This is a genomic window from Streptomyces sp. CB02009, assembly GCF_001905825.1.
GTDB lineage: Bacteria > Actinomycetota > Actinomycetes > Streptomycetales > Streptomycetaceae > Streptomyces.
This window is the reverse complement of record NZ_LIVV01000005.1, coordinates 780,504-804,626: the sequence shown is the minus strand read 5'-3', so window position 1 is coordinate 804,626 and position 24,123 is coordinate 780,504. Positions and strand designations below refer to the sequence as shown.

The 24,123-nt window shown below is 73.6% G+C and carries 25 protein-coding genes; 11 read left to right on the top strand and 14 right to left on the bottom strand.

Annotated elements, in window-relative coordinates; genetic code table 11:
- Positions 1–5 precede the first annotated feature (5 nt).
- Positions 6–347, top strand: coding sequence for a hypothetical protein (locus tag AMK27_RS23270; protein ID WP_073911605.1), 342 nt, complete (start codon positions 6–8; stop codon positions 345–347).
- 64 nt (positions 348–411) lie between these two features.
- Here the strand turns inward: AMK27_RS23270 and AMK27_RS23265 are convergent, their stop codons facing one another.
- Complete coding sequence (locus AMK27_RS23265; RefSeq protein WP_073911603.1) at positions 412–1,410, bottom strand: zinc-binding dehydrogenase; 999 nt, start codon at positions 1,408–1,410, stop codon at positions 412–414.
- 57 nt (positions 1,411–1,467) lie between these two features.
- Entirely contained in the window at positions 1,468–2,658 is a 1,191-nt protein-coding gene (locus tag AMK27_RS23260; RefSeq protein WP_073911601.1) for a phytoene desaturase family protein, read from the bottom strand.
- A gap of 127 nt (positions 2,659–2,785) precedes the next feature.
- Between AMK27_RS23260 and AMK27_RS23255 the strand changes: the two genes are divergently transcribed.
- Complete coding sequence (locus tag AMK27_RS23255; RefSeq protein WP_073911599.1) at positions 2,786–3,460, top strand: pentapeptide repeat-containing protein; 675 nt, start codon at positions 2,786–2,788, stop codon at positions 3,458–3,460.
- Positions 3,461–3,477: 17 nt separating this feature from the next.
- On the opposite strand, the gene AMK27_RS23250 is transcribed toward AMK27_RS23255, so the two are convergent.
- From AMK27_RS23250 to AMK27_RS23235, 4 genes are all read right to left on the bottom strand, one after another.
- Positions 3,478–3,978 carry a hypothetical protein gene (locus tag AMK27_RS23250; protein ID WP_073911935.1) on the bottom strand — a complete coding sequence of 167 codons (501 nt, stop codon included), beginning with the start codon at positions 3,976–3,978 and terminating at the stop codon, positions 3,478–3,480.
- A 130-nt stretch (positions 3,979–4,108) separates the two neighbouring features.
- Positions 4,109–5,314, bottom strand: coding sequence for an FAD-dependent monooxygenase (locus AMK27_RS23245; RefSeq protein WP_073911598.1), 1,206 nt, complete (start codon positions 5,312–5,314; stop codon positions 4,109–4,111).
- A 115-nt stretch (positions 5,315–5,429) separates the two neighbouring features.
- Positions 5,430–6,050, bottom strand: coding sequence for a response regulator (locus AMK27_RS23240; protein ID WP_030323137.1), 621 nt, complete (start codon positions 6,048–6,050; stop codon positions 5,430–5,432).
- Positions 6,050–7,348, bottom strand: coding sequence for a histidine kinase (locus AMK27_RS23235; RefSeq protein WP_445194866.1), 1,299 nt, complete (start codon positions 7,346–7,348; stop codon positions 6,050–6,052). The genes AMK27_RS23240 and AMK27_RS23235 overlap by 1 nt, the downstream gene beginning before the upstream one ends.
- 223 nt (positions 7,349–7,571) lie before the next feature.
- On the opposite strand from AMK27_RS23235, the gene AMK27_RS23230 reads away from it, so the two are divergent.
- Together AMK27_RS23230 and AMK27_RS23225 are read left to right on the top strand one after the other, a co-directional pair.
- Positions 7,572–8,111, top strand: a complete 540-nt coding sequence (locus tag AMK27_RS23230; protein ID WP_073911595.1) for a GlcG/HbpS family heme-binding protein — start codon at positions 7,572–7,574, stop codon at positions 8,109–8,111.
- A gap of 91 nt (positions 8,112–8,202) precedes the next feature.
- Positions 8,203–9,633: a M1 family metallopeptidase gene (locus AMK27_RS23225; protein WP_073911582.1), complete on the top strand. Its 1,431-nt coding sequence runs from the start codon at positions 8,203–8,205 to the stop codon at positions 9,631–9,633.
- A gap of 4 nt (positions 9,634–9,637) precedes the next feature.
- On the opposite strand, the gene AMK27_RS23220 is transcribed toward AMK27_RS23225, so the two are convergent.
- Together AMK27_RS23220 and AMK27_RS23215 are read right to left on the bottom strand one after the other, a co-directional pair.
- Complete coding sequence (locus AMK27_RS23220) at positions 9,638–10,162, bottom strand: GNAT family N-acetyltransferase (protein WP_073911580.1); 525 nt, start codon at positions 10,160–10,162, stop codon at positions 9,638–9,640.
- 65 nt (positions 10,163–10,227) lie between these two features.
- Positions 10,228–10,803, bottom strand: coding sequence for a TerD family protein (locus AMK27_RS23215; protein WP_073911578.1), 576 nt, complete (start codon positions 10,801–10,803; stop codon positions 10,228–10,230).
- Between the two features lie 104 nt (positions 10,804–10,907).
- Between AMK27_RS23215 and arfB the strand changes: the two genes are divergently transcribed.
- Positions 10,908–11,345 carry an alternative ribosome rescue aminoacyl-tRNA hydrolase ArfB gene (gene arfB, locus AMK27_RS23210; protein WP_073911577.1) on the top strand — a complete coding sequence of 146 codons (438 nt, stop codon included), beginning with the start codon at positions 10,908–10,910 and terminating at the stop codon, positions 11,343–11,345.
- A 33-nt stretch (positions 11,346–11,378) separates the two neighbouring features.
- Here the strand turns inward: arfB and AMK27_RS23205 are convergent, their stop codons facing one another.
- Positions 11,379–11,942, bottom strand: a complete 564-nt coding sequence (locus tag AMK27_RS23205; RefSeq protein WP_073911575.1) for a flavin reductase family protein — start codon at positions 11,940–11,942, stop codon at positions 11,379–11,381.
- A gap of 302 nt (positions 11,943–12,244) precedes the next feature.
- Here AMK27_RS23205 and cdgB point away from each other — a divergent pair, with 302 nt between their 5' ends.
- Together cdgB and AMK27_RS23195 are read left to right on the top strand one after the other, a co-directional pair.
- Entirely contained in the window at positions 12,245–14,053 is a 1,809-nt protein-coding gene (gene cdgB / locus AMK27_RS23200) for a diguanylate cyclase CdgB (protein WP_073911572.1), read from the top strand.
- 95 nt (positions 14,054–14,148) lie between these two features.
- Complete coding sequence (locus tag AMK27_RS23195; RefSeq protein ID WP_073911569.1) at positions 14,149–15,126, top strand: CBM35 domain-containing protein; 978 nt, start codon at positions 14,149–14,151, stop codon at positions 15,124–15,126.
- A gap of 31 nt (positions 15,127–15,157) precedes the next feature.
- On the opposite strand, the gene AMK27_RS23190 is transcribed toward AMK27_RS23195, so the two are convergent.
- The 3 genes from AMK27_RS23190 to AMK27_RS23180 form a co-directional block, all read right to left on the bottom strand.
- Entirely contained in the window at positions 15,158–16,084 is a 927-nt protein-coding gene (locus AMK27_RS23190; RefSeq protein WP_073911567.1) for a 1-phosphofructokinase family hexose kinase, read from the bottom strand.
- 136 nt (positions 16,085–16,220) lie between these two features.
- Entirely contained in the window at positions 16,221–17,363 is a 1,143-nt protein-coding gene (gene nagA, locus AMK27_RS23185) for an N-acetylglucosamine-6-phosphate deacetylase (protein ID WP_073911564.1), read from the bottom strand.
- The gene (locus AMK27_RS23180) at positions 17,363–18,322 is read right to left on the bottom strand and encodes an ROK family protein (protein ID WP_073911562.1); all 960 of its coding nucleotides are present in this window, start codon (positions 18,320–18,322) and stop codon (positions 17,363–17,365) included. The genes nagA and AMK27_RS23180 overlap by 1 nt, the downstream gene beginning before the upstream one ends.
- Positions 18,323–18,542: 220 nt before the next feature.
- Here AMK27_RS23180 and AMK27_RS23175 point away from each other — a divergent pair, with 220 nt between their 5' ends.
- From AMK27_RS23175 to otsB, 3 genes are all read left to right on the top strand, one after another.
- Positions 18,543–19,826 carry an ABC transporter substrate-binding protein gene (locus AMK27_RS23175; protein ID WP_445194868.1) on the top strand — a complete coding sequence of 428 codons (1,284 nt, stop codon included), beginning with the start codon at positions 18,543–18,545 and terminating at the stop codon, positions 19,824–19,826.
- Between the two features lie 102 nt (positions 19,827–19,928).
- Positions 19,929–20,192: a DUF3263 domain-containing protein gene (locus AMK27_RS23170; protein WP_073911558.1), complete on the top strand. Its 264-nt coding sequence runs from the start codon at positions 19,929–19,931 to the stop codon at positions 20,190–20,192.
- Between the two features lie 182 nt (positions 20,193–20,374).
- Complete coding sequence (gene otsB / locus AMK27_RS23165; protein WP_073911556.1) at positions 20,375–21,214, top strand: trehalose-phosphatase; 840 nt, start codon at positions 20,375–20,377, stop codon at positions 21,212–21,214.
- Between the two features lie 34 nt (positions 21,215–21,248).
- Here otsB and AMK27_RS23160 read toward each other — a convergent pair whose 3' ends face one another.
- Positions 21,249–22,136 carry an NAD(P)-dependent oxidoreductase gene (locus AMK27_RS23160; RefSeq protein ID WP_073911553.1) on the bottom strand — a complete coding sequence of 296 codons (888 nt, stop codon included), beginning with the start codon at positions 22,134–22,136 and terminating at the stop codon, positions 21,249–21,251.
- Positions 22,137–22,234: 98 nt separating this feature from the next.
- Here AMK27_RS23160 and AMK27_RS23155 point away from each other — a divergent pair, with 98 nt between their 5' ends.
- Positions 22,235–22,612, top strand: a complete 378-nt coding sequence (locus AMK27_RS23155; protein WP_073911551.1) for a winged helix-turn-helix transcriptional regulator — start codon at positions 22,235–22,237, stop codon at positions 22,610–22,612.
- Here AMK27_RS23155 and AMK27_RS23150 read toward each other — a convergent pair.
- Positions 22,609–24,054: an alpha,alpha-trehalose-phosphate synthase (UDP-forming) gene (locus AMK27_RS23150; protein WP_073911549.1), complete on the bottom strand. Its 1,446-nt coding sequence runs from the start codon at positions 24,052–24,054 to the stop codon at positions 22,609–22,611. The genes AMK27_RS23155 and AMK27_RS23150 overlap by 4 nt on opposite strands.
- Positions 24,055–24,123 lie beyond the last annotated feature (69 nt).

The window sequence follows — 24,123 nt, the reverse complement described above, 5'->3', positions numbered from 1 at the left end:
GGGGCATGGATACGGATATTGCGGAGCGGTTCCAGCGGATCACGGCCTTCATCGAGGCGCGGCTGACGCCGCTCTTCGACCCGGCGAACGGGAGTGACCACGGGTTCGGGATGGACGACACCTCCCGGGCCCTGCGGGCCACGCGGTACACCGTGCAGGCCGCCTCCGCGGTCAACGGGCTCGTGGAGAAGCGGGAGTCGGCGCCGGAGCTGCGGCAGGTGGTGGACCAGGCGCTGGAGCACAACTGGGACGTGCTGCGCTCCGTCGCCCGGATGTGGGAGGACCACCCCGACTTCCTGAAGGAGTACAAGGCGCACTCCTGGGACGTGGTCGGGGCGGCCGTCTAGAGGGATTCAGGGGGTCCTGGTGTCCGCCTGATCGGCGCGGGACCTCCTACGTGATCAGGACCTCCTAAGGGATCAGGACCACCTTGCCCGTCGTGCCCCGCGTCTCCAGGGCGCGGTGCGCGCCCGCCGCGTCCGCGAGCGGGAAGCGGTGGACCGCGGGGCGGAGTGTGCCCGCGGTCGCCGCGGCCAGGGCGGCGAGTTCGAGGTTGCGGACGTCGCCGCCCGCCTTCCTGAGCATGACGGGGCCGAGGACGGACTCCGAGGTGATGCCGCGCGCGGCGAGTTCCTCCGGGGTGAAGGTGAGCGCCTCGCCGTCGTGGAGTCCGGCGCCCGACCAGCCGAAGACCACGTGCTGCCCGCCCTTGCCGAGGAGGTCGACGGCCGCGCGGCCGGTGTCGCCGCCGACCGAGTCGAAGACGACGGTGGCGGTGCGCCCGTCCAGGTACGCGCGGACCTTCTCCGGCCAGTCGGGCCGCTTGTAGTCGACGGCCAGGTCGGCGCCGTTCTCCTCGACGAGCGCGACCTTCGCCGGGCCGCCGGCCAGGCCGATGACGGTGGCGCCGGCGTTCTTGGCGTACTGGACGAGCAGGGTGCCGATGCCGCCGGCCGCCGCGGGCACGATCGCCACCGAGTCGGGGCCGAGTTCGGTGAACTGCAGGATGCCCAGGGTGGTGCGGCCGGTGCCGATCATGGCGACGGCCTCCGCCTCGCCGAGGTGGTCGGGCAGGGTGTGGAGGCGGGTGGCGTCGGTGACGGCGAGCTCGGCGTATCCGCCGGGGTTCATGCCGAGGTGGGCGACGACGCGCCTGCCGAGCCAGGCCGGGTCGGTGCCCTCGCCGAGCGCGTCGACGGTGCCGGCGACCTCGCGCCCCGGGATCGTGGGCAGTGCGGCGGGTGCCGGGAACGGGCCCTTCATCCCCAGCCGGAGCGCGGTGTCGAGGAGGTGCACACCGGCCGCCGCGACCTTGACGCGGACCTGGCCGGGGCCCGGTACGGGGTCGGGGGTCTCCTCGTACGTGAGGTTCTCGGCGGGGCCGAAGGCGTGGAGGCGGATGGCGTGCATGGTCTTCCCCGTTCGTCGCGCGGGCGGTCGTCGCCGGACGGGGAACAGCCTCCGACCTCAAGCGTGCTTGAGGTCAAGCCCCTTCCGCAGGAGACCCCGATGCGCCCGCAGCGCCAGCGACACCGCCTCCACCGCGCTCGTGAACGACACCTCCGAGAGCACCCCGGGCGCCGCCACCTGGTCGCCCACCAGGTACACCCCGTCGCCCCGGTCGACGGCCGGCCGGTCGCGCCAGGTCGTGCCGGGCCGGTCGACCGCCCCCGTACGGCCCTGGCACAGCGCGTCCCGCCGCCACACCGTCCGCTCGCGCCAGCCGGGGAAGCCGAGGTCGAGGAGCCGTTCGGCGTGGGCCACGCCGTCCGCCTTCGACCCGCCGGGGCCGATCGGCAGCTGGGCCTGGACCAGCTGCACCCCGGCCGGGGCGAGCGTGGGGTCCTGCGCCGTGAAGCGCTCGACCCAGCCCGGCGCGTCCAGGTCCGAGATCACGAACGGGTCGCCCTTCCGGGTGCGCAGCGCCAGGTCGAACAGGACCGTACGGCCGCTCTCCCACGTCAGCGTCGGGTCGCCGAGCAGCCGGGCGGCGGCCGGCAGCGCGGTCGCGACGATCACGGGCCCCGCGCCGGACGGCAGGGCGTCGAGGCTGTCGACCCGGGACGACGTCTCGATCCGTACGCCGGCCTCCCACGCGCGCGCGACCATCCGCTCCATCAGCCGGCCCCAGCCGCCCCGGATGTAGTGGGCCTCCGGCGGCAGCGAGCCGGCCCGGTGGAGCCGCTCCTGCACGAAGCGGGCGGAGAGCGCGCCCGGGTCGTGGTGGAAGGTCGCGACCGCCGCGTACGAGGCGGCGGCCTCCGCCGCCCGCTCTCCCGCGAGCCCGGTGGCCCAGGTGCGGAAGTCGACGTCCACGGGGGCCCGGCCGGCGTCCCGCAGGGACTGGCGGAGCATGCCGAGCGGCGGGGTCCGGCGCAGGGCGCCGCCCTGGTGGAAGCGGAACCGGAGGGCCTCGGAGACCGGCAGCGGGGCCAGCTCGCCGAGGAGGCCGCGCTGCTTGAGCCAGGTCCAGTGCGGGCCGCCGGCGTAGATCGCGTGCGGGCCCTCGTTGGTGAGGTAGGGGCCTTCCGCGGTGCGAGCCCGGCCACCGGGCGTCCGGTGCGCCTCGTGGACGGTCACCTTGAGGCCCGCCTCGGCGGCGGTGACGGCCGCGGTCAGTCCGGCGAAGCCGCCGCCGATGATCGTGAGCTTCCGCATGTCGCTCTCCCTCTCGATCGGGCCGACCCCGCGTCGGCCCCGTGTCCGGTCTCGCAAGGGGGACGAGGGGCGGGGTCCCGTTCGTGACATCGGGGCCGTTGTCAGTGGCGTACATCACCATGGAGGCATGGCGACGACTCGGAAGAAGAAGACGGCGGTCGCGGGGGCCCGCCGCCCTGAGCTGCGGCTGCCTCCCCTGGAGCCGTACGGGGGAGGGCTCGAACCCGACGGGGACTACGACGGCCTCGAACTGACCGGGCTCGACCTCACGGGCGAGTCGGGGGAGGGCGCCCGGTTCCTGGACTGCGCGCTGCGCGACTGCGGGCTCGACGAGGCCCGGCTGACGGGGGCCCGCTTCCTCGACTCGGTCCTCACCGGCGTACGGGGCGTGGGGACGGTCCTCGCCGGGGCGCAGCTGCGGGACGTGGAGCTCGTGGACGCGCGGCTCGGCGGGGCGCAGCTGCACGGGGCGGTGCTGGAGAGAGTGGTCGTACGGGGAGGGAAGAGCGACTACCTGAACCTGCGGTCCGCGAAGCTCAAGGACGTCGTCTTCGAGGGGTGCGTGCTGAGCGAGCCCGACTTCGGGGGCGCGCTGCTCGAACGGGTGGAGTTCGTGGACTGCGTGCTCACCGGCGTGGACTTCAGCGGGGCGCGGCTCAAGGACGTGGACCTGAGGGGCGTCCAGCGGCTGGAGATCGCGCGCGGGGTCGAGTCGCTCGCGGGCGCGGTGATCTCGACGGCCCAGCTCCTCGACCTGGCGCCGGTGCTCGCGGCGCAGCTGGGGGTGCGGGTGGAGGAGTAGCGGGCCGGCCGCAGGGGTCAGGGCAGGCGGGGGAAGCGGGCCTGGAGGGACCAGACGGCCGGGTTGTCGGCGAGGCCCTCGTGCATGTCCGTGAGGTCGGCGATCAGGTCGTGCAGGAAGTCGCGGGCCTCGCGGCGGAGCACCTTGTGGTTGAAGGTGAGCGGCGGCTCGTCGCCCGGCATCCAGTCGGCCTCCACGTCCACCCAGCCGAAGCGGCGCTCGAAGAGCATGCGGTCCGAGGACTCGGTGAAGTCGAGCTCGGCGTACTGCGGCTGGGAGGCGCGGTTGCCGCGCGGGTCCTGGTCGACCTGCTCGACGATGTCGCACAGGGCCCAGGCGAAGTCGAGGACCGGCACCCATCCCCAGGCTGTGGACACTTCGCGGTCCGTCGTGGTGTCGGCGAGGTACACGTCCCCGCAGAACAGGTCGTGGCGCAGGGCGTGGACGTCCGCGTGGCGGTAGTCGGTCTGCGGCGGGTCGGGGAAGCGACGGGAGAGGGAGTAGCCGATGTCGAGCACGGAACCGATGGTGTCACGGCGCCGGGCCCGCGCCGTACGCGAGGAGCACCGGCGGCACTCGGCGGCACCCGGCGGCACCCGGTCGCCCCGGCAGCGGTCCGCCGCCGGGGCCGGGGGGAGAGAGGGGCGCTCAGCGGCGGCCGTGCACCGCGCGGGCCACCCGCGGACCCAGCCAGCGCTTGAGGCGGCGCAGCGGCTCCAGCTGTTCGGCGGCCCGGTCGATCCGGTAGTAGAGCTGCGGCGGGATGTGCGGGAGCAGCGGCGAGTGGCGCTGGCCCAGGAGCGCGAACATCCGGGCCGGCTCCAGGCGCATGTACCGCGGGAGGTTCTCGTACCACTGGGCGCTGTAGCGGGCGGCGCTCTGCGCGGAGACGAGCTCGGCGCGGCGGCGCTTCCCGTACGTGGTGAGGGCCGTGTCCAGGTCGGAGTGCGCGCGCAGCGCGTCCGCCAGGGCCAGCGCGTCCTCCAGGGCCAGGGTCGTGCCCGCGCCGATCGAGTAGTGCGTGGTGTGGGCGGCGTCGCCGAGGAGGACGACGTTGCCGTGGTGCCAGACCCGGTTGGTGAGGGTGCGGAAGGTGAGCCACTGGGCGGGGTCGTCGGCCCGGTCGCGGCCGATCAGCTCGTGCCCGTCGAGGAGGTCGTGGAACAGCTTCTCCAGGAGGTGGAGGCTGTCGGCCTCGCCGAGCGCGTCGAGGCCGAGGCCGGCCCACGTCTCCCGGGAGCACTCGACGACACAGGTCGAACGCTCGCCGCTGAACCCGTAGGCGTAGCACCAGATCCAGCCGTGCTCGGTCTCCTTGAAGGCGAAGCTGAAGGAGTCGAAGACCTTGGTGGTGCCGAGCCAGATGTACGGGTTGCGGCCGCTCGTGACCGCGCTGCCGAAGCGTTCGGGGTGGGCCTCGCGGAGCACGCTGTGGACGCCGTCGGCGGCGACCACCAGGTCCGCGTCGGCCAGCTCGGGGGCGTCCGGGCCGGCGATGTCGTGATCGAACTCGACGCGCACGCCGAGCTCCGCGGCCCGGTCGGCGAGCAGGGCCAGCATCCGCCGCCGCCCGATGCCGAAGCCCGCGTCGCCCCGGTGGACGGTGCGCTCGTCGCGGACGATCGCGACCCCGTCGGTCCAGGTCACCGAGGCCTCGGCGACGGCGGCCGCGGACTCGGGGTCGCCCGCGCGGAGCTTGTCGAGGAGCCCGGCCCAGTACGTCACACCCCAGCCGTACGTGGAGCCCTCGGGGTTCCGCTCGTACACGGTGATCTCATGGGCGGGGTCCTGCCGCTTCAGCAGGATCGAGAGGTAGAGGCCGGCGGGTCCGCCGCCGACGATCGCGAGCTTCACGTGCGCTCCCACTGGACTGACCGGGCCTGAGGCATGACACCGTGCTGTCGGACGGCAACGCAGGGTAGCAGTGGCGGGGCCCCGGGTGTGCGCGAAGCGCGGCCAAGACACCCTCCTACGGCAGCAGGCGCCGTTCCTTCGCGACCGCGACAGCGCCCGCCCGCGTGTCGACGCCGAGCTTCGCGTAGATGCGGCCGAGGTGGGTCTTCACCGTCGCCTCGCTGATGAACAGCGCCCGCGCGATCTCGCGGTTGCCGAGGCCCCGCCCGAGCTGGCCCAGGATGTCCCGCTCCCGGTCCGTGAGGCTCGGGCCCGCCGCGCCGCGCATCCGGTCCATGACGCGGCTGGCGACCGGCGGGGAGAGGGCGGTGCGGCCCTGGGCGGCCGCGTGGATGGCGGCGAACAGCTCCTCCGGGCGCTCGGCCTTCAGGAGGTAGCCGGTGGCGCCGGCCTCGATGGCCCGGGTGATGTCGGCGTCCGTGTCGTACGTGGTGAGGACGAGGACGTGGACGCCGGTGGGCGCGATCAGGCGGGTCGCCTCCACGCCGTCGATGCCCGCGCCCAGCTGGAGGTCCATCAGGACGACGTCCGGCTTCAGCTTCGCCGCCATCGCGACGGCCTCCTCGCCGCTGCCGGCTTCGCCGACCACCTCGATGTCGGGGGTGCTGCCCAGGAGTGCGAGCAGCCCGGCGCGGACGACGACGTGGTCGTCGCAGAGGAGGATCCGTACGGACATCACGACTCCTGGGAGGGCGGGGGCGAGGAGGGGTTCGGCGACGGGTCCGCCTGCGGGTGCGGGCGGGGGGCCGGGGGCGGGTCCGTGTGAGGGTCCGCGTGCGGAGGGGCGCTCGGCAGCGGGATCGCGGCCGACAGCACCGTGCCCTCGCCCGGCGTGGACTCGACCGTCAGGGTGCCGCCCAGTTGCTGGGCCCGCACGCGCATCGCGGGCAGCCCGTGGCCCCGCACCCCGCCGGGCCGGTCGGCCGGGTCGAAGCCGCGGCCGTCGTCGGCGATGTCCAGGACCACCTGGTCGTCGAGGTACGTGAGGGTCAGCGCGGCGGAGTCGGCGCCGGCGTGTTCGCGGATGTTGGCGAGGGCGCCCTGCGCGATCCGCAGCAGCGCCGACTGCACCCGCTCGGGGAGCGGGACGGCGGTCCCGTCGACCCGGAACACCGTCGACTCGCGGGCCGCGAGCCCGCGCAGCGCCTCTTCGAGGCCGCCGCCCTCGGCGAGGTCGGCGGGCGCCAGGTCGTGCACGAAGCGGCGCGCCTCCGCGAGGTTGCGCTCGGCGATCGACTCGGCCGTACGGACATGGCGGCGGGCGGTGACCGGGTCGCTGTCCCAGGTGCGGTCCGCGGCCTGCAGCAGCATCTGCTGGCTGGACAGACCCTGCGCCAGGGTGTCGTGGATCTCCATCGACAGCCGCTGGCGCTCGGCGAGGGTGCCCTCGCGGCGCTCGATCGCGGCGAGTTCGCGCCGGGTGCGGATGAGGTCGTCGATGAGGGCCCGCTGGCGTGCCGCCTGCCGGTCCGAGTACACGAAGACGCCGGTGGCGATGGCGGCGACGGCCGGCGGGGCGACGATCAGGTTCGGGTCCCAGCCGCCGTGCGCGAGCTGCACCTGCGCGAACACGACGAACGCGGTGAGCAGCGTGACCAGGCCGAGCGCCGCCCGTGCCGGGAGGGTGCGCAGGCCTGTGTAGAACAGCGGCACCGCGCACCAGGCGAAGCTCGGCGCGAGGACGACGAGCAGGATCCAGACGGCGACGACGGTGCTCAGCCAGGCGATCCGGCGGGGCGCGGCGCGGGTGCCGACGACGGGGCCGAGGAGGTAGAGGGAGGCGAGGGCGCCGGAGAGGGCGACGATCCAGGGGCTGCGGTCCTCCCAGGGGTGGCGCAGCAGGAAGCGGGCGAGCGAGGCGCCGAGCAGGAGGAAGAAGGCGATGTGCATGACCCGGGCCAGCCAGGTGGCGTCGGGGTCCTGCTCGGTCTCCGTCGGCCGTGCCACGTTCTCACCTTCCTGACCTGGGGACATCTGTCCATCCTGGCCCGGGGGGACCACGGGGGCATCAGCCGATCGGCTGACCCGGCCGTCCTCCAGTGTGCGTGAGGAGGGCAGCCGGACCGTGGACCGTACGGCCCGGGTCGCGGCCACAGGATGGAGGACAGAGCGAAGGAACGGACCACTCGCACGGTCCACCCCGGCTCGGCTCGCTTCTCCTCGCAGTCCCTCCCTCCTCACCCTCACGGAGTTCCTCATGAAGAAGATCGTCTTCGGTGCCGCCGCCGCCGCTGTCGTCGCCGCCGGTACGTTCGGCGCGGTCTCCGCGAACGCCTCCGCCCCGGCCGCCGCCCCCGCCGCCGCGGTCCGCGCCGACGCCGGCAACGCCAACCTCCAGCAGTCGACGCACCTGACGATCGATGCCGCGACGAAGGCCGCGCAGGCGACGCTCGACGCCGCAGAGAAGGAGAACCAGCGCGTCTCCGTCGCCGTCGTCGACCGCAACGGCAACACCCTCGTCACCCTCCGCGGCGACGGCGCGGGCCCGCAGTCCTACGAGTCGGCCGAGAAGAAGGCCTTCACCGCCGTCTCCTGGAACGCCCCGACCTCCGTCCTCGCCGGCCGCCTCGCCCAGGCCCCCAACCTCAAGGACATCCCCGGCACCCTCTTCCTCGCCGGCGGCGCCCCGGTGACCGCCAAGGGCGCGCCCATCGCCGGCATCGGCGTCGCGGGCGCCCCCTCGGGCGACCTCGACGAGAAGTTCGCCCAGGCCGGCGTCGCCGCCCTCGGCAAGTAACCGCCGCCGCGGTCCACAGTCGGCGATGGCGCCCGGATCCCCCGCCGGGCGCCATCGCCCTTTCCGCGTCGGCCCTGCTTAGGATCGATACGTGACCCAGCGCAACCGGACGGACCGGCACCACCGGACCGGAGCAGCCGCGGGCGGCCTCGCCGCCGCCCTCACCGCCCTCGCACTCCTCGCGGGAGGCTGTACGGAGGCCACCGGCGGCGTCCGCGGGGCGCCCGGGTCCGCCGGGCTGCGCGACCCGTACTTCCCGAAGCTCGGCAACGGCGGCTACGACGTCGGCCACTACGCCCTCACCCTCGCGTACGACCCCGGGACCGGGCGGCTCGACGGCACCGCGGAGATCACCGCCCGTGCCACCCAGGACCTCAGCGCCTTCAACCTGGACCTCGCCGGGCTCACCGTCGAGGGGGCCTCCGTCGACGGGGAGCCCGCCGCGGTCAACCGGGCCGGGAACGAGCTGACGCTCCGGCCGCGCGAGGAGATCCGCGACGGCGCGGAGTTCCGGACCACCGTCTCGTACGGGGGAGTGCCCGAGCCGGTCACGGACGCGGACGGCTCCCGGGAGGGCTGGCTGCGCACCGACGACGGCGCCGTGGCGGTGGGCGAACCGGCGGGCTCGATGACCTGGTTCCCGGGCAACCACCACCCCTCCGACAAGGCCTCGTACGAGCTGGCGCTCACCGTCCCGGCCGGGCTCGAAGCGCTCTCCAACGGCGTCAGGACGGCCCGCCGGACGGAGGCGGACGGCCGGGTGACGACCGAGTGGCGCGCGGCGGAGCCGATGGCGAGCTATCTCGCGACGGTCGCGATCGGCCGGTACGCGACGTCGACCGCCGCACCCGGCTCCGGCACCGTCCCCGTGCTCACGGCCGCCGAACGCCCGATCGCCGCCGCGACGGCCCCGCTGCGCGGCGAGATCCCCGAGATCATCGCCCGGCAGGAGCGGCGGTTCGGGCCGTACCCCTTCTCCACGGCCGGTGCGATCGTCACCGAGGACGGGCCGCTCGGGTACGCCCTGGAGACGCAGACGCGGCCCGTCTTCCCGGCCGCCGCCTTCGACCGGACGACCCTGGTGCACGAGCTGGCCCACCAGTGGTTCGGGAACTCGGTGTCGCCCGCGAGCTGGCGGGACCTGTGGCTGAACGAGGGTTTCGCGACGTACGCCGAGTGGCTGTACACGGAGGAGTACGAGCACGTCCCCGCGCGGACGCACTTCGAGCGGGCCTTCGCGCAGGAGGCCAACTGGGCCTTCCCGCCGGCCGCCCCGCCCGCCGCCGAGAACCTCTTCGACCCGCCCGTGTACCAGCGCGGCGCGATGGTCCTCCACAAGCTCCGCGAGACGGTCGGGGACGAGACCTTCGACGAGATCCTGCGCGGCTGGCCCGCGAAGTACCGCCACGCCAACGCCTCCACGGACGACTTCACCGCCTACGCGGAGAGCGTCGCGGGCCGCGGCCTGGACGAGCTGTGGGACGTCTGGCTGTACGGCGACGGCAAGCCGGCGAAGCCTTAGCGGGTCAGGTCAGGGGCTTCCGCATGACGACGCACGCGCGGCCGTGGGCGAGGTCCGGGCGGCGGTCGGTCTCCTCGTAGCCGAGGGCGGTCCAGAAGGCGAGGGCCTTCGGGTTGTTCTCCAGGACGGCGAGCCGCAGGCCCGTGCGGCCCTCGGCGCGGAAGCGGTCCTCGACGTACGCGGCGAGCCGGCGTCCGTGGCCCGCGCGCCGTGCGTCCCCGTGGACCATGAGGAGTCCGAGCCACGGTTCGGGTTCCGCCGGGTCGGGGTGGCGGCCGAGGGTGACGGCGACGGCGACGAGCCGGCCCTCGGAGCGGGCGAGCAGGACCTCGGCGGTGGGCTGCGCGAGTTCGTCCGCGAGGGCGGCCGCGACCTGCTCGGGCCGGATGTCGGACGGGTCGGGGAAGTCGCCGCTCAGCTGCTGGAACTCCTCGTTCGAGGCGTACAGCGCGGTGAGTTCGGTGAGCAGCGGGCCGGGGAGGGCCGCACCGTCCTCCAGGGCCTTGGGCGCGAGGGCTTCGACGATCACGCGGCAAGAGTAGAGCCCCGGCGGGGAAACCGGCGCCGGGGCTCAGGGGTGCTGCGGGGCGTCGGTCAGAGGTTGACGCCGAAGTCGCGGGCGATGCCCTCGAGGCCCGAGGCGTAGCCCTGGCCGACCGCGCGGAACTTCCACTCGGCGCCGTTGCGGTACAGCTCGCCGAAGACCATGGCGGTCTCGACGGCGGCGTCCTCGGAGAGGTCGTAGCGGGCGAGCTCCGCGCCGCCGGCCTGGTTCACGATGCGGATGTAGGCGTTGCGCACCTGGCCGAAGTTCTGCGAGCGGCTCACCGCGTCGTAGATGGAGACCGGGAAGACGATCTTGTCGACGTTCGGCGGGAGGGCCGCGAGGTTGACGTTGATCTGCTCGTCGTCGCCGCCGCCCTCGCCGGTGCGGTTGTCACCGGTGTGGACGATGGTCTGGTCCGGCGTCGACTTGTTGTTGAAGAAGACGAAGTGCGCGTCGGAGGCGACCTTGCCGGCGGCGTCCACGCCGATCGCCGAGGCGTCGAGGTCGAAGTCGGTGCCGGTGGTGGTGCGGACGTCCCAGCCGAGGCCCACGGTGACAGCGGCGAGGCCCGGGGCCTCCTTGGTCAGAGAGACGTTGCCGCCCTTGGACAGGCTCACAGCCATGGAAAGTCCCTTTCATCGTGGTGTCTTCGCCTGGAGAAACGCGTGGTGCCCCCGGACGGTTCCCGGCGAAAACAGGATGACTCCGATGGCCCCCTGCGGGGAACATGGAGGGCATGTCCGGTCCGTATCCCATCCGCGGCTCCGTCTCGCTCCCCGAGGCCGAGCTCCAGTGGCGTTTCTCGCGTTCCTCGGGCCCGGGCGGTCAGCATGTGAACACCAGCGACTCCCAGGTCGAGCTGCGCTTCGACCTCGCGGCCACCGACGCGCTGCCCGAGGTGTGGAAGGCCCGTGCCCTGGAGCGCCTCGCCACCCGCCTGGTGAACGGCGTCGTGACGGTCCGCGCCTCGGAGCACCGCTCCCAGTGGCGCAACCGCGAGACGGCCGCGGTGCGGCTCGCCGCGCTGCTCGCCGAGGCGACGGCCCCGCCGCCGAAGCCCCGCCGTCCGACGAAGGTCCCCCGCGGTATCAACGAGCGGCGGCTGCGGGAGAAGAAGCAGCGCTCGGAGACGAAGCGGACGCGTCAGTCCCGCGACTGGGGCTGAACCGGCGCCTTCGCGTTGGCGCGTGCCCCCGGTTCAGGACAGGCCGCGGTACTTCCCCTGGTAGTACGTCAGCGGTCCGCCGCCCGCGGCCCCGGCGTCCACCGTCAGGACCCGGCCCACCACCAGCGTGTGGTCGCCGGCCACGACCCGGCTCTCCGTACGGCACTCCAGGGTCGCCAGCGCGCCGCCCATGAGCGGGGCGCCGCTCTCCTCGCCCCGCGCGTACGGCAGGTCTGCGAAGAGGAGCCGGTCGCTGACGCGGTTCTTCATGGCGAAGCGCCCGGCGATGTGCCGCTGGTCCTCGCCGAGGATCGACACCGCCCAGACGGGCACGTCGGTGAGCAGGTCGTCCATGCGGGAGCCGTTGCGCAGGCTGACCAGGACCAGGGGCGGGTCGAGGGAGACCGACACGAAGGCGGTGGCGGTCATGCCGACGTCCTCGCCGCGCGGGCCGTCGTCGGGGTCGTGCGCGGTCACCAGGACCACACCGGCCGCGAGGCGGGACATCGCCGCCCGGAACTCGTCGTTGCTCACCCCCTCAGCATGAGGGATGGCCAGATCGGACACGGGGGGCGAGGTCGGGGTCTTCTGCAGCACACTCGCACGCTAGTCCCGGCCGTTCGGGAGCCGCATCGGGCCGGGGGACCAGGCCGGCACCCCCGCCGGTCCTAGGACCCCCGCCCGGGGGGCGCGGGGGCGGCCTCCGGGGCGGTGGGCGGCGACCCGCGATGACCTGCTGTGACTTGAGTCACAGCGCCCAGTATTTGCTGACCCTGTGTACCGGGTGCGCAGCTCGCTGTGATTCAGTGGCAGTGACAGTGCAATACGAACGGTGACTGTGCAACACGAAGCCGATGAGAACCCTGGAGTTGCTGTCGAGGTCTCGGGGAGAGCGAGCGATGGAGACCGAGTCGGAGCCGTACGTCCGTCTCTCGACCCTGCGGCAGCTGCATCAGGTCGTGGCGGACCTCAACACTGCGCGCAGCCTGGCGGACACCCTGCAGACCGTCGCCGACGGTGTGGTCGCCGGTCTCAACTACGAGCTTGCCTGCGTCAACCTCGTACGCCCCGACGGTGACCTCGTCGTCGCCGCCTTCGCCGGCAGCTCCGCCGCCGAGGCCCTGATCACCGGCCGGGTCGGCTCCCGCGCCTCCTGGGACCGCCGCCTCTCCATGGCGACCGCCTGGGGCGAGCTGCGGTTCATCCCGCACACCGAGGGCTGGGTGCTGATGGAGGACGACGTCCCCCAGTGGCACACCGACGGCCCCGCGCCCCGCTTCGAGGACGAGTGGCACCCGCACGACCGCCTCTACGCCCCCATGTACGCGCCCAGGCTCGGCTCCGCCCGCCCGGGGGGACCCCCGCCCGGCTCCGGCCGCGAGCTCCTCGGCGTCATATCCGTCGACCGCCCGCGCAACGGCCGGCACCCCGGCCCCTGGGGCCAGGAGGCGCTCCAGATGTACGCCTCCCAGTCGGCGATCGCCATCAGCAACGCCCGGCTCCGCTCCAACATGCAGCGCGCCCTCGTCCGCCTGGAGCGGGAGCAGCAGGCGCTCCGCGCCAGCGAGGAGTCCTTCCGGCAGGCCTTCGAGTACGCCCCCTCCGGCATGGCCATCGCCGAGATGGGCGGCGACCAGCACGGCCGGCTCCTGCGCACCAACGACGCCCTGTGCCGGCTGCTCGGCCGGCCCGCCGCCGCCATGCGGCGCTACTCCTTCGCCGATCTCGTCCACCCCGAGGACATAGGGACGCTGCTGCGGACCTCCGCCGAGGGCGGCCGGGCCGAGCTGCGGCTCGGGCGGCGCGACGGCACGTACGTGTGGGTGTCCCTGCGCAACTCGGTCGTCGCCGACGCGGCCGACGGCCCGCGCTTCCTCCTCACCCACGTCGAGGACATCGAGGAGCGCAAGCGGCACGAGCTGCAGCTGGCCCACCGCGCCTCGCACGACGCCCTCACCGGCCTCCCCAACAGTGCCGAGCTGCGCTCCCGGCTCTCCGCCCGGCTGTGCGAGCGCCCGGCGGCGCACGTGTCGGCCGACCAGGCCGCGGGGTACGGCGGGGCGTACGAGTCGGGGCGGGACGGCGGTTACGGGACGGGCTACGAGCCGGCGTACGACCAGGGGCACGCCGATCAGTCCGGGCACGCCGGGTACGACTCCGGCGGCCCGGCCGGCCCGGGTCACCCGGGTTACGAGTCGCCGTACGAGCACGAGCACGACCACGGCTTCGGTTTCGAGCCGGCGGGCGCCGGCCCGTACGACCACCACGTCCACATGGTGGCGCCCTCGGGCGGTGACATCGACGACGGCACCAAGGGCCTCGCCGTCCTCTTCTGCGACCTGGACGGCTTCAAGTCGATCAACGACCGCTTCGGGCACCACACCGGTGACGCGGTGCTCATCGAGGTCGCGCGCCGGCTCACCACCGGGGTCCGCGACGGTGACACGGTCGCCCGGCTCGGCGGCGACGAGTTCGTCGTCCTCGCCGACGGCCTCGGCGCGGCGGACGCCGCCGACCTGGCCGTACGCCTGCGGAACGCGATCATTCCGCCGATCCGGGTGGACGGCCGGGCGGTCCGGGTCGGGGCGAGTTTCGGCATCGGATGGGCCGAATGCGGGATGACCGTGGAAGAGGTCCTGAACTCCGCCGACCAGCGGATGTACGTGGAGAAACGCTCCCGTGCCAAGGTCCACCGCCGCGCCGGCTGAGGCTCCTGACACGCCCGGGGCCGCTTCGGGGGCTGGTCCGTTCGGGGTAGGCTCGGCCGGTCGGCGACGGCTGGCGAGCATGGAGAGGAACCCGGATGGCTGCCGGTAACGACGGCGCGAACAAGCCCGAGAACGACGACCCGTTCGGCTACCTGTACGAGGACGGTCAGGCCGCGGGCGCCCAGCCCCCGGGCGGGGGCGGCTACGGCTACCCCGGCCCCGCAGCGGCGCAGCCCGGTGTGCCCCGGACCTCGTACAACCAGGTCAGAACGGTCGGCGAGCGCCAGTACGGCGGCCAGCAGCACGCGCAGCCCTACGTACCGCCGCAGCAGCAGGCCCCGTACGGCCAGCCGCAGGCGCAGTACGCCGCCCCGGAGACCTACGGCGGCCCGCCGACCCGGCAGGGCCCCCCTCCGCAGCACCACCACGGCGGCGGCTCCGGTCGCGGCCCCAACACGCGGGGCATCCTCATCGGCGCGGTCGCGGTCGTCGCGGTCGTCGTGGTGGGCATCGCGGCCGCGGTGATCACGAACATGGGCAACGAGGACGACAAGGGCGACCAGGTGAACACGGGCGGCACCACCGCGACCGCGCCGGTGAAGCCGTCGGACGAGCCCAGCACCGAGCCGAGCCCCGACGAGACCCCGGCCGAGCTCCCGAAGCAGGACGCGGCGACGCTGAAGCTGGGCGGCAGCGCGGCGCTCGCCAAGGACGTCAAGGGCGCCGAGGGCTCGAACGGCACGTACGTGTCGGGCTTCAACCAGGTCGGTTCCTCGGTGACCTGGAAGGCGAAGATGCCGACGGAGGGGAAGTACTCCCTGACCGTGCGCTACGCGATCCCCGCCGTGGACGCCAACGCCACCCTGACGGTGAACGGCAAGCCGAACTCCTCGCCCCTCGGCCTGAAGAACTTCGTCCACTCCACGGACCCGAACCTGGAGAAGAACTGGCAGACCACCTGGGCGCCGGTCGACCTCCAGAAGGGCGAGAACGAGATCAAGATCTCGTGCGAGACCGGCAACCAGTGCGACGTGCTGCTCGACTGGCTCGAAGTGGGACCGCCGAAGGAGTAGGTGTCCTGGCCGGCCCGCGGCCGGCCGTGTGTCACGGCCGGTCCGGTTCCTCGGCGACCCGCACGCGGGGCAGCAGTTCCTCGTAGGTCTTCGGGTCGAATTCGCCGGCCACCGGGGAGAGGACCGTCGCCGCCGAGAGGGCGACCGCGCGGGACAGGCGGTCGGGCCATGGGGTGCCGTCTACCAGGCCCGACAGCAGGCCGGCGACGGCCGAGTCGCCCGCGCCCGTCGGGTTGCCCTTCACCGGTGACGGCGGGGCCGCGCGCCACAGGCCCTCCGGGGTCGCGGCCAGCAGGCCTTCGGGGCCGAGCGAGGAGACGACCGTGCGGGCGCCGCGGCCCCGTGCCTCGCGGGTCGCGCGCAGCGGGTCGCGGGTGCCGGTGAGCTGGGCGAGTTCGTCCGCGTTGGGCTTGACGAGGTCCGGGCGGGCGGCGATGCCGCGCCGGAGGGGTTCGCCGCTGGTGTCGAGGAGGACGGGGACTCCGGCCGTACGGGCGAGGCGGACGAGTTCCGCGTAGGCGCCGACATGGATGCCGGGCGGGAGGCTGCCGCAGAGGGCGACCGCCGCGGCGCCGTCGAGGAGCGCGCTGAAGCGGGTGCGGAAGACGGTCCACTCGGCGGCGGTGACGGTGGGTCCCGGCTCGTTGAGCTGGGTGGTGTCGCCGCTCGCGGTGTCGACGATCGCGACGGTGCGGCGGGTGGGTCCCGCGGTCTCGACGAGTGCGTCGCGGACCGGGGTCGCGGCCAGCTGCTCGCGGAGCACGGCGCCGGTGGCGCCGCCCGCGAAGCCGGTGGCGACGGTCTCGTGGCCGAGCGCGGCGAGCACCCGGGCGACGTTGAGGCCCTTGCCGCCGGGGCGTTCGATGACCTGGGTGACCCGGTGGGAGGCGTGCGGGGTGAGGGCGGGGACCCGGTACGTCAGGTCCACCGCCGTGTTGAGGGTGACCGTGAGGATCATCCGACCAACCCCCGTACTCCGTGTGAAGTCCTGTGGAACGCGCGTTCCGACGGGCACTGATCATGCCAAACGAAAGGCGGTTGGCCCAGACCCCGGGCCCACCGCCCTTCCGCGTGACTCCTGATCAGAAGCGGGCTCAGGCCTTCGGGTCGACGATCCACTCGCCCTTGCGCATGACGCCCTTGAGGTTGAACTCGGCGTCCAGGACGACGATGTCGGCGTCCTTGCCGGGTTCGAGGGAGCCGACGCGGTCGTACACGCCGAGCAGTCGGGCCGGGTTGGCGGAGATCGCCTGGACGACGGACTCGACGGGGAGGCCGTCGATGGTGGCGGCGCGCTTGAACGCGCGGTCCAGGGTGAGGGTGGAGCCGGCGATGGAGCCCCCCTCGACGAGGCGGGCGACGCTGTCCTTCACCTCGACCTCCAGCGGGCCGAGCATGTAGCGGCCGTCGCCGAAGCCGGCGGCGTCCATGGCGTCGGTGATGAGGGCGACGCGCTCGGCGCCCGCGTGGTGGAAGGCGAGCTCCAGGGCGGCGGGGTGGAGGTGGGTGCCGTCGTTGATGAGCTCGACGGTGATCCGCTCGTCCTCCAGGAGGGCGGCGATCGGGCCGGGCGCGCGGTGGCCGAGGGCGGGCATCGCGTTGTAGAGGTGGGTGGCGACGGTGGCGCCCGCGTCGATGGCCTCGACGGTCTGCTCGTAGCTGGCGTCGGTGTGGCCGATGGCGGCGATCACGCCGTGCTCGGCGAGCAGGCGTACGGAGTCGATGCCGCCGGGCAGTTCGGTGGCGAGGGTGACCATCTTGGCCTGGCCGCGGGCGGCGTCGATCAGCTTGCGGACGTCGGCCGGGTCGGGGTCGCGGAGCAGCGTCTCGTCGTGGGCGCCCTTGCGGCAGGGGGAGATGAAGGGGCCCTCGAAGTGGAGGCCGGCGATCTCGCCCTGTTCGGCGAGCTCGGAGAGCAGTCCGGCCCGCTGGGTGAGGAAGTCCATCTCGCCGGTGACGAAGGAGGCGACGACGGTGGTCGTGCCGTGCAGCCGGTGGGTGTGGACGCCCTTGAGGACCTCGTCGACGCTGCCGGAGGTGAAGGACGCGCCGCCGCCGCCGTGGTTGTGCATGTCGACGAAGCCGGGGACGAGCCAGTGCCCGGTCAGGTCGAGGGCCGGGGTGTTCTCCGCGGTGCTTCCGACGATGCGGTCGCCTTCGACGATCACGCGTCCGTTCTCGACGATTTCGGTGGGCAGCACGACGTGTGCGCCGGCGAGAACCTGGTGATCGGCCATCAGGCGGAAACCTCCGAGTCGGTGGGGCGCTGGGGGCGCCGGTCGGCGAGCAGGTCCCAGGCGAGGAGGCCCGCGCCCAGGCATCCGGCGGTGTCCCCGAGGGCCGCCGGGACGATGGCGGGCAGCTTCTGGAACGTGACTCGCTCCTCCACCGCGGCCCGAAGTGGTGTGAACAAGGTTTCCCCGGCCTCGGCGAGTCCGCCACCGATGATGAGCGTGCGGGGGTCCAGCAGGGTGAGGGCCGTGACCAGGCCGTCCGCGAGGGCGTCGACGGCGTCCTGCCAGATCCGGAGGGCGGCGGCGTCGCCGGACTCGACGGCCTTGGCGCAGTCGGCGGCGTCGGCCTTCGGGTCGCCGCTCGCCTCGGCCCAGGCCTGGGAGACGGCGGAGGCGGAGGCGTACCGCTCCAGGCAGCCGCGCTGGCCGCAGCCGCAGACGGTGCCGCCGGGGCGGACGACGATGTGGCCGATCTCGCCGGCGTAGCCGTGGGCACCGGCCTCGATGCGGTCGCCGATGCCGATGGCGCCGGCGATGCCGGTGCCCAGGGGCACGAAGAGGAAGCGGTCGGCGCCGTTGCCCGCGCCGATGCGGCCTTCGGCGAGGCCGCCGGTGCGGACGTCGTGGCCGAGGGCGACGGGGATGCCGTCGAGTCTGCCGCTGAGGAGTTCGCGCATGGGAACGTCGTGCCAGCCGAGGTTGGCGGCGTAGACGGCGATGCCGTTCTCCGCGTCGACGATGCCGGGTACGGCGACTCCCGCGGCCGCCGCGGGCTCGCCGTACCGCTCCTGGCCGAGGGCTCGGAGCTCGGCGGCGAAGCCGAGGATCGTCTCCACGACGGCCTCGGGGCCGCGGTCGCGTCCGGTGGCGCGACGGGCCTCGTGGAGCAGGGTGCCGTCCGCCCCGACGAGGGCGGCCTTCATGCCGGTGCCGCCCACATCCAGGGCGATGACGTGTCTCACGGGTGACAGTTTGGCCCTCGGGGACCCAAAAGGTCTAGTCCACTGCCGAGGATTGTTGCGTACGGATACAAATTCGGGTCCCGTCATGGGGCCCATCGTCCCGGTGACGTTGCGGAAGTGATACCCGAGTGGTGTAGACCTCATACCCGCGCACGCGAGAGACTTACGGCCCTGCGCAGAGCAAACGTGCGGCTCGATGCAGCTCAACGACGAGCAAAAGGTGGATGAAGCCGTGGAGCGGCGACGATTCCTTGGATTGACCGCGGCCGTCGCCGCACTCGGGCTGACCGCCACGGTCGCCGGCTGCGGCTCGCTCGGAGGCGACTCCGGCGACGTGACCCTGAGACTGGTCGCGGCCGACTACGACCTCACGGGCGGCGACACCACCAAGAAGTACTGGGCCGACCTCGTCAGCGCCTTCGAGGCCGGCCACCCCGGCGTCAAGGTCGAGGTGCAGGTCGAGTCCTGGGACGACGTCGACCGCAAGGTCGCCGAGATGGTCGCGGCCGACAAGGCCCCCGACATCGCGCAGATCGGCGCCTACGCCGACTACGCCGCCGCCGACCAGCTCTACGCCGCCGACGAGCTGCTCTCCATACCCGTCCAGTCCAACTTCCTCGCGCCGCTCGTCGACGCGGGCGAGCACAAGCGGACCCAGTACGGACTGCCCTTCGTCGCCTCCACCCGGCCGCTGTTCTACAACAAGGCCCTCTTCGAGGACGCCGGCGCCAAGGCCCCCACCACCTGGGACGAGCTCGCCGAGGCCGCCGAGAAGCTGAAGGACAACGGTGTCCGCACCCCCTTCGCGCTGCCCCTCGGCCCCGAGGAGGCCCAGGCGGAGGCCCTGATGTGGATGCTCAGCGGCGGCGGTGGCTGGGTCGACGGCACCGACCACTACGCGGTCGACTCCGACGCCAACGTCAAGACCTTCGACTGGCTCAAGAAGAAGCTGGTCGGCAAGGGCCTCACCGGGCCCGTCGCCCCCGGCAAGCTCAACCGCAAGGCCGCCTTCGCCGCCTTCGCGAACGGTGAGGTCGGCATGCTCAACGGCCACCCCTCGCTCCTCAAGGAAGCCGCCAAGAAGGGCGTCGAGGTGGGCCAGGTCCCGCTCCCGGGCGTCGACGGCCAGGCCGAGGCGGCCATGGGCGTGGCCGACTGGATCATGGGCTTCAAGCAGAACGGTCACCGCAAGGAGATCGGCGACTTCCTGAACTTCGTCTTCAGCGACGAGAACGTCCTCAAGTTCGCCGGCGACAACGACCTCCTCCCGGTCACCGTCACCGCCTCCACCCGTATGGAGACCGAGCCCGAGCACGCCAACCTGCGGGTCTTCCTCAAGACGCTCCCGGAGAGCCAGCTCCCGCCGGTCGGCAAGACGTCCTGGGCCAAGGTCAGCGAGAACGTCAAGCAGAACATCGGCAAGGCCGTCACCCCGGCCGGTGTCCCCGCCGAGGTCCTCGGCGCGATCGGACGCGCGGCGACGGCGGCCGAGAACGCCGAGTAGGCGTCCGCGCGACCGGGCCGCCGCAGCGCCGCTCGGCGCCGTGGCCGCCCGCGCGACCGGGCGGCCACGGCAGCGGGCGGCGCCGGGTAATAGGTTGGTCGTATGACCGAGGAGCGCGAAGCGGCGGACAGCGGTGACGAGGGCGGGCTCGGTGAGCGCGAGCAGGCCCTCCTCACCGTCGAGCGCCGCTCCTGGCCGGGCCCCGGCGCCAAGGAGCGCGCGGTCCGCGAGACCCTCGGGCTCTCCCCGACCCGCTACTACCAGCTGCTCAACGCCCTCCTGGACGACCCCAGGGCCCTCGCCCACGACCCCGTGACGGTGAACCGGCTGCGGCGGGTGCGGGAGGAGAAGCGGAAGAGGCGGTAGCGCCCGGGCCGCACCGGGACCGGCCGGGGCCCCGGGCCTCACCGGGACCGGCCGGGAGCCGGCACCGGACGCTCCGGGCCCGGCGGTCGGCCCCTCGCGTGCCCTCCCGCGCGCGTCGTCCCGCGCGTGCCGTCTTGTTCGTGGCCCTGACGCGGGCGGCCCGCGTGGGTAGGGTCGGGAGCATGGTCAGCCTCCCGCACCCGACCACGTCCGCCGGCCGCGACGGTCTGGACGCGCTGCTCGCGCGGCCCGAGAAGGCCGTCGTCGCCCTCGACTTCGACGGCACGCTCGCCGAGATCGTTCCCGACCCCGAACGGGCCCGCGCCCACCCCGGCGCCGTCGAGGCGCTCGCCGCCCTCGCCCCCGAGGTCGCCTCCGTCGCCGTCGTGACCGGCCGCCCCGCCGGGGTCGCCGTCCGGTACGGCGGCTTCGCCGGCGTCCCCGGTCTGGAGCACCTCGTCGTCCTCGGCCACTACGGCGCCGAACGCTGGGACGCCGTCACCGGTACCGTCCGGGCCGCCGCCCCGCACCCGGGCGTGGCCTCCGTCCGCGCCGAGCTCCCCGGCTTCCTCGACCGGGCCGGCGCCTGGCCGGGCGTCTGGATCGAGGAGAAGGGCCGCGCGGTCGCCGTGCACACCCGGCGCGCCCTCGACCCGGAGGGCGCGTTCGAAGCCCTCAAGGGCCCGCTGGGCGACCTCGCCACCCATCACGGCCTCGTCCTGGAACCCGGCCGCATGGTCCTGGAGCTGCGGCCGCCGGGCATGGACAAGGGCGTCGCGCTCGCGGAGTACGTACGGGAGGTGGGCGCCGGGTCCGTGCTCTACGCGGGCGACGACCTCGGCGACCTGCCGGCCTTCGCGGCCGTCGAGAAGCTCCGCTCCGACGGCACCCCGGGGCTGCTGGTCTGCAGCGGCTCGACGGAGGTCCCGGAGCTCGCCGACCGCGGGGACCTGGCGGTGCCGGGTCCGCCCGGAGTGGTGGAGTTCCTAGGGGCGCTGGCGGCGGCGGTACGGGAGGCCTGAGCCGGGGCCGGTCCCGTCAGTCCCTCCGTACGAGTCAGTCCCTCCGTACGAGCAGGTCCACCAGGCTGGTCGCCTCCTCCCCGGCGCGGCTCGCGGCGAGCCCCCGGCGCATCAGCTCGAAGTACGGCCGGATCAGCTCCGGGCTGACGCCCTGGTCCTCGGCGGTGGCCAGGAAGGTCGGCGTGCCGGCCACCTGCATCGCCAGGCTGGAGTCGCTGTCGTCGAACGCGCCGGTCGCCAGCTGCCGGGCCGTCTGCCCGATCGACGGTCCGGCCATCGCCCCGACCCACTCCCCGAGCAGCGGGGCGAACGCGACCGGGTCGATGTTCTCCCGCCGGATCAGGGCGAAGGCGTGCGCGACCCCCGCGAACATCCCGTACATCGCGCTCAGCAGGGCCACGTCGTGCAGGGCCGCGAAGCCCGCGTCCTCGCCGACGTAGGTGGTGCCGACCGGCACGGCGAGGGACTCCCGGTGGAGCTCGAACAGCTCCCGCGAGCCGCTGTAGAAGACGTAGCCGCCGGCCTCGGGGACCCCGACCATCGGCGGGACGGCCATGATGCCGCCGTCCAGGTAGCGGGCGCCGCGCTCCTCGGCCCACAGGGCGCGGGCCCGGGCCTCGACGGGGGTCGTGGTGGTCAGGTTGACGAGGTCCTTGCCGGCCAGGTCGGCGCCGTCCAGGGCCGCCTCCACCGAGGCGTCGTCGAGGAGGCAGACGATGACGAGGGTGCTCGCCTCGACCGCGCCGGCCGCGCTGTCCGCGGCCTTCGCGCCCTCGGCGGCGATGGCCTCCGCGCGGGCGGGGGTGCGGTTCCAGACGGTGAGCGGATGTCCGGCGGCGAGCCAGGTCCGGGCCAGGGCGGTGCCCATCGCACCGAGTCCGAGGAGGGTGACGGGGGTCTTCCGATGCGCGTTCGCTGTCATGGCCACCAGGCTGCTGCAGGCCTCTGACCTGCTCAAGTACCCACTTGGAAGTGGGTGGTTACCCTGAGGTGAGCGAACAGGTCAGAGGGGTGGGGCACATGGCGACGCTGAACCGGCCCGGAACCGGGGACGGCCACGTCTGCGGGATCGACGCCGCGATGGAGGTCATCGGCGGCAAGTGGAAGGTGCTCATCCTGTGGGCGCTGCACGAGCGGCCGCACCTGCGCTTCGGCGAGCTCCGGCGACTCGTCCCGGGCATCACGGAGAAGGTCCTCGCCTCCCACCTGCGGGAGCTGGAGGCGGACGGCATCGTCGACCGCGCCTCCTACGAGGAGGTCCCGCCCCGCGTCGAGTACGCCCTCACGAAGGACGGCGTCCGCCTCAACGAGGCCCTCGAACCGCTGGCGCTGTGGGGGCGGGAGCGGCGGTCGGCCCCTCAGGAGCGGTCGGCCTCCCCGGAGCGGGCCGTGTCCTAGCTCTTCTCGCGCAGCGCGTCGAGCTGGTTCAGGAACCAGCGCTGCGGCGGCAGGGCCGTCGCCGTCGCGGCGAGGCGCTTCGTGCGGTCGGCGCGCTCGGACAGGGGCATCGTCAGGGCGGTGTGGAGGGCGTCGGCGGTCTGCGACACGTCGAAGGGGTTCACCGCGAGGACGTCCGCCCGCAGCTCCTTGTACGCGCCCGCGCCCGTGGACAGGACGAGCGCGCAGCCCGCGTCCGAGACCACCGGTATCTCCTTCGCGACCAGGTTCATGCCGTCGCGCACCGGGTTGACCAGGGCCACGTCCGCCAGGCGGTACGCGGCCAGGGAGCGGGTGAAGTCGTCCTCCACGGACACGATCACCGGCTGCCAGTCCGCCGTGCCGAACTCCGCGTTGATCTCGGCGGCCAGTTCCGTCACCGAGGCCGTGTACGCGCGGTACGACTCCAGGTCCTGCCGGGAGGGGTACGCCGAGGCCAGGTGCACCACCCGGTCGTGCCACTCCGGATGGGCGGTGAGCAGCTCCCGGTAGGCGAGGAGGCCGCGCAGGATGTTCTTCGACAGCTCCGTGCGGTCGACGCGGACGACGGTCCTGCGGTCGCCCACCTCGGCGCGGAGCCGGGCGAGGGCCTCGTCCACCTCGGGGCGGTGGGCCAGGGCCCGCAGCTCGTCGCCGTCGACGCCCAGCGGGTACGCCCGGACCCGGGTGCGGCCCTTCCCGGCGCCGTGGCGGCGCCACTCCACCCCGTGCCAGGGGTCGCCGCTCGGCCAGACGCCCCGGGTCGTCCCGGTCGAGTCGTCGCGCTGGGAGCAGCAGCTGATGAACGCCGACGCCCATCCCCAGGTGTGGAAGCCCAGCTCGTCGGCGCCGAGCATGCCCCACAGGAGCTCCTCGACGATGTCGTCCGGCACCATGCGCAGGTACTCGGAGGACACCCACGGCGTGTGCGTGAAGTGCCCGATCCGCAGGTCGGGCCGGAGCTCCCGGAGCATCCCGGGGACCAGTGCCAGGTGGTAGTCCTGCACCAGGACCGCCGCGCCCTCGTCGGCCGCGGCGGCCAGGGCCTCGGCGAACGCGCGGTTGTAGGCGCGGTAGGCCTCCCAGCGGCGCCGGAACTCCGCGTCGAAGACGGGCTCGCGGGGGGTGTCGTACAGGTGGTGGTGGAGGAACCACAGCACCGAGTTCGCGATGCCGTTGTACGCGTCGGCGTACACCTCCGGGTCGATGTCCAGCATCCGTACGCCCGGCTCGGCGATGCCGCGCCGGACGGCCTCCCGGTCGCCCTCGCCGAGCGCCGCGCACACCCACACGCTGTCCTGCGAGGAGACGGCGCTCAGCCCGGAGACCAGGCCGCCGCCGCCCCTGCGGGCGTCGAGCTCACCGTCCTCGCCGCGCACGTACGAGACGGGTCCCCGGTTGGATGCCACGAGCACAGATGCCATGGGGCGAACCTAGCCCGTCCGGTAAACGCTCAAACGTACGTATACGAGACGGGTGGTTCCGGCCACGGA

Excerpts from the sequence above, each read along its gene's own strand:
- AMK27_RS23270 (WP_073911605.1), top strand. The coding sequence starts at position 6 with ATGGATACGGATATTGCGGAGCGGTTCCAGCGGATCACGGCCTTCATC.
- AMK27_RS23265 (WP_073911603.1), bottom strand. The coding sequence starts at position 1,410 with ATGCACGCCATCCGCCTCCACGCCTTCGGCCCCGCCGAGAACCTCACG.
- AMK27_RS23260 (WP_073911601.1), bottom strand. The coding sequence starts at position 2,658 with ATGCGGAAGCTCACGATCATCGGCGGCGGCTTCGCCGGACTGACCGCG.
- AMK27_RS23255 (WP_073911599.1), top strand. The coding sequence starts at position 2,786 with ATGGCGACGACTCGGAAGAAGAAGACGGCGGTCGCGGGGGCCCGCCGC.
- AMK27_RS23240 (WP_030323137.1), bottom strand. The coding sequence starts at position 6,050 with ATGTCCGTACGGATCCTCCTCTGCGACGACCACGTCGTCGTCCGCGCC.
- AMK27_RS23235 (WP_445194866.1), bottom strand. The coding sequence starts at position 7,348 with ATGTCCCCAGGTCAGGAAGGTGAGAACGTGGCACGGCCGACGGAGACC.
- AMK27_RS23230 (WP_073911595.1), top strand. The coding sequence starts at position 7,572 with ATGAAGAAGATCGTCTTCGGTGCCGCCGCCGCCGCTGTCGTCGCCGCC.
- AMK27_RS23215 (WP_073911578.1), bottom strand. The coding sequence starts at position 10,803 with ATGGCTGTGAGCCTGTCCAAGGGCGGCAACGTCTCTCTGACCAAGGAG.
- arfB (WP_073911577.1), top strand. The coding sequence starts at position 10,908 with ATGGAGGGCATGTCCGGTCCGTATCCCATCCGCGGCTCCGTCTCGCTC.
- cdgB (WP_073911572.1), top strand. The coding sequence starts at position 12,245 with ATGGAGACCGAGTCGGAGCCGTACGTCCGTCTCTCGACCCTGCGGCAG.
- AMK27_RS23195 (WP_073911569.1), top strand. The coding sequence starts at position 14,149 with ATGGCTGCCGGTAACGACGGCGCGAACAAGCCCGAGAACGACGACCCG.
- AMK27_RS23190 (WP_073911567.1), bottom strand. The coding sequence starts at position 16,084 with ATGATCCTCACGGTCACCCTCAACACGGCGGTGGACCTGACGTACCGG.
- nagA (WP_073911564.1), bottom strand. The coding sequence starts at position 17,363 with ATGGCCGATCACCAGGTTCTCGCCGGCGCACACGTCGTGCTGCCCACC.
- AMK27_RS23170 (WP_073911558.1), top strand. The coding sequence starts at position 19,929 with ATGACCGAGGAGCGCGAAGCGGCGGACAGCGGTGACGAGGGCGGGCTC.
- otsB (WP_073911556.1), top strand. The coding sequence starts at position 20,375 with ATGGTCAGCCTCCCGCACCCGACCACGTCCGCCGGCCGCGACGGTCTG.
- AMK27_RS23160 (WP_073911553.1), bottom strand. The coding sequence starts at position 22,136 with ATGACAGCGAACGCGCATCGGAAGACCCCCGTCACCCTCCTCGGACTC.
- AMK27_RS23155 (WP_073911551.1), top strand. The coding sequence starts at position 22,235 with ATGGCGACGCTGAACCGGCCCGGAACCGGGGACGGCCACGTCTGCGGG.
- AMK27_RS23150 (WP_073911549.1), bottom strand. The coding sequence starts at position 24,054 with ATGGCATCTGTGCTCGTGGCATCCAACCGGGGACCCGTCTCGTACGTG.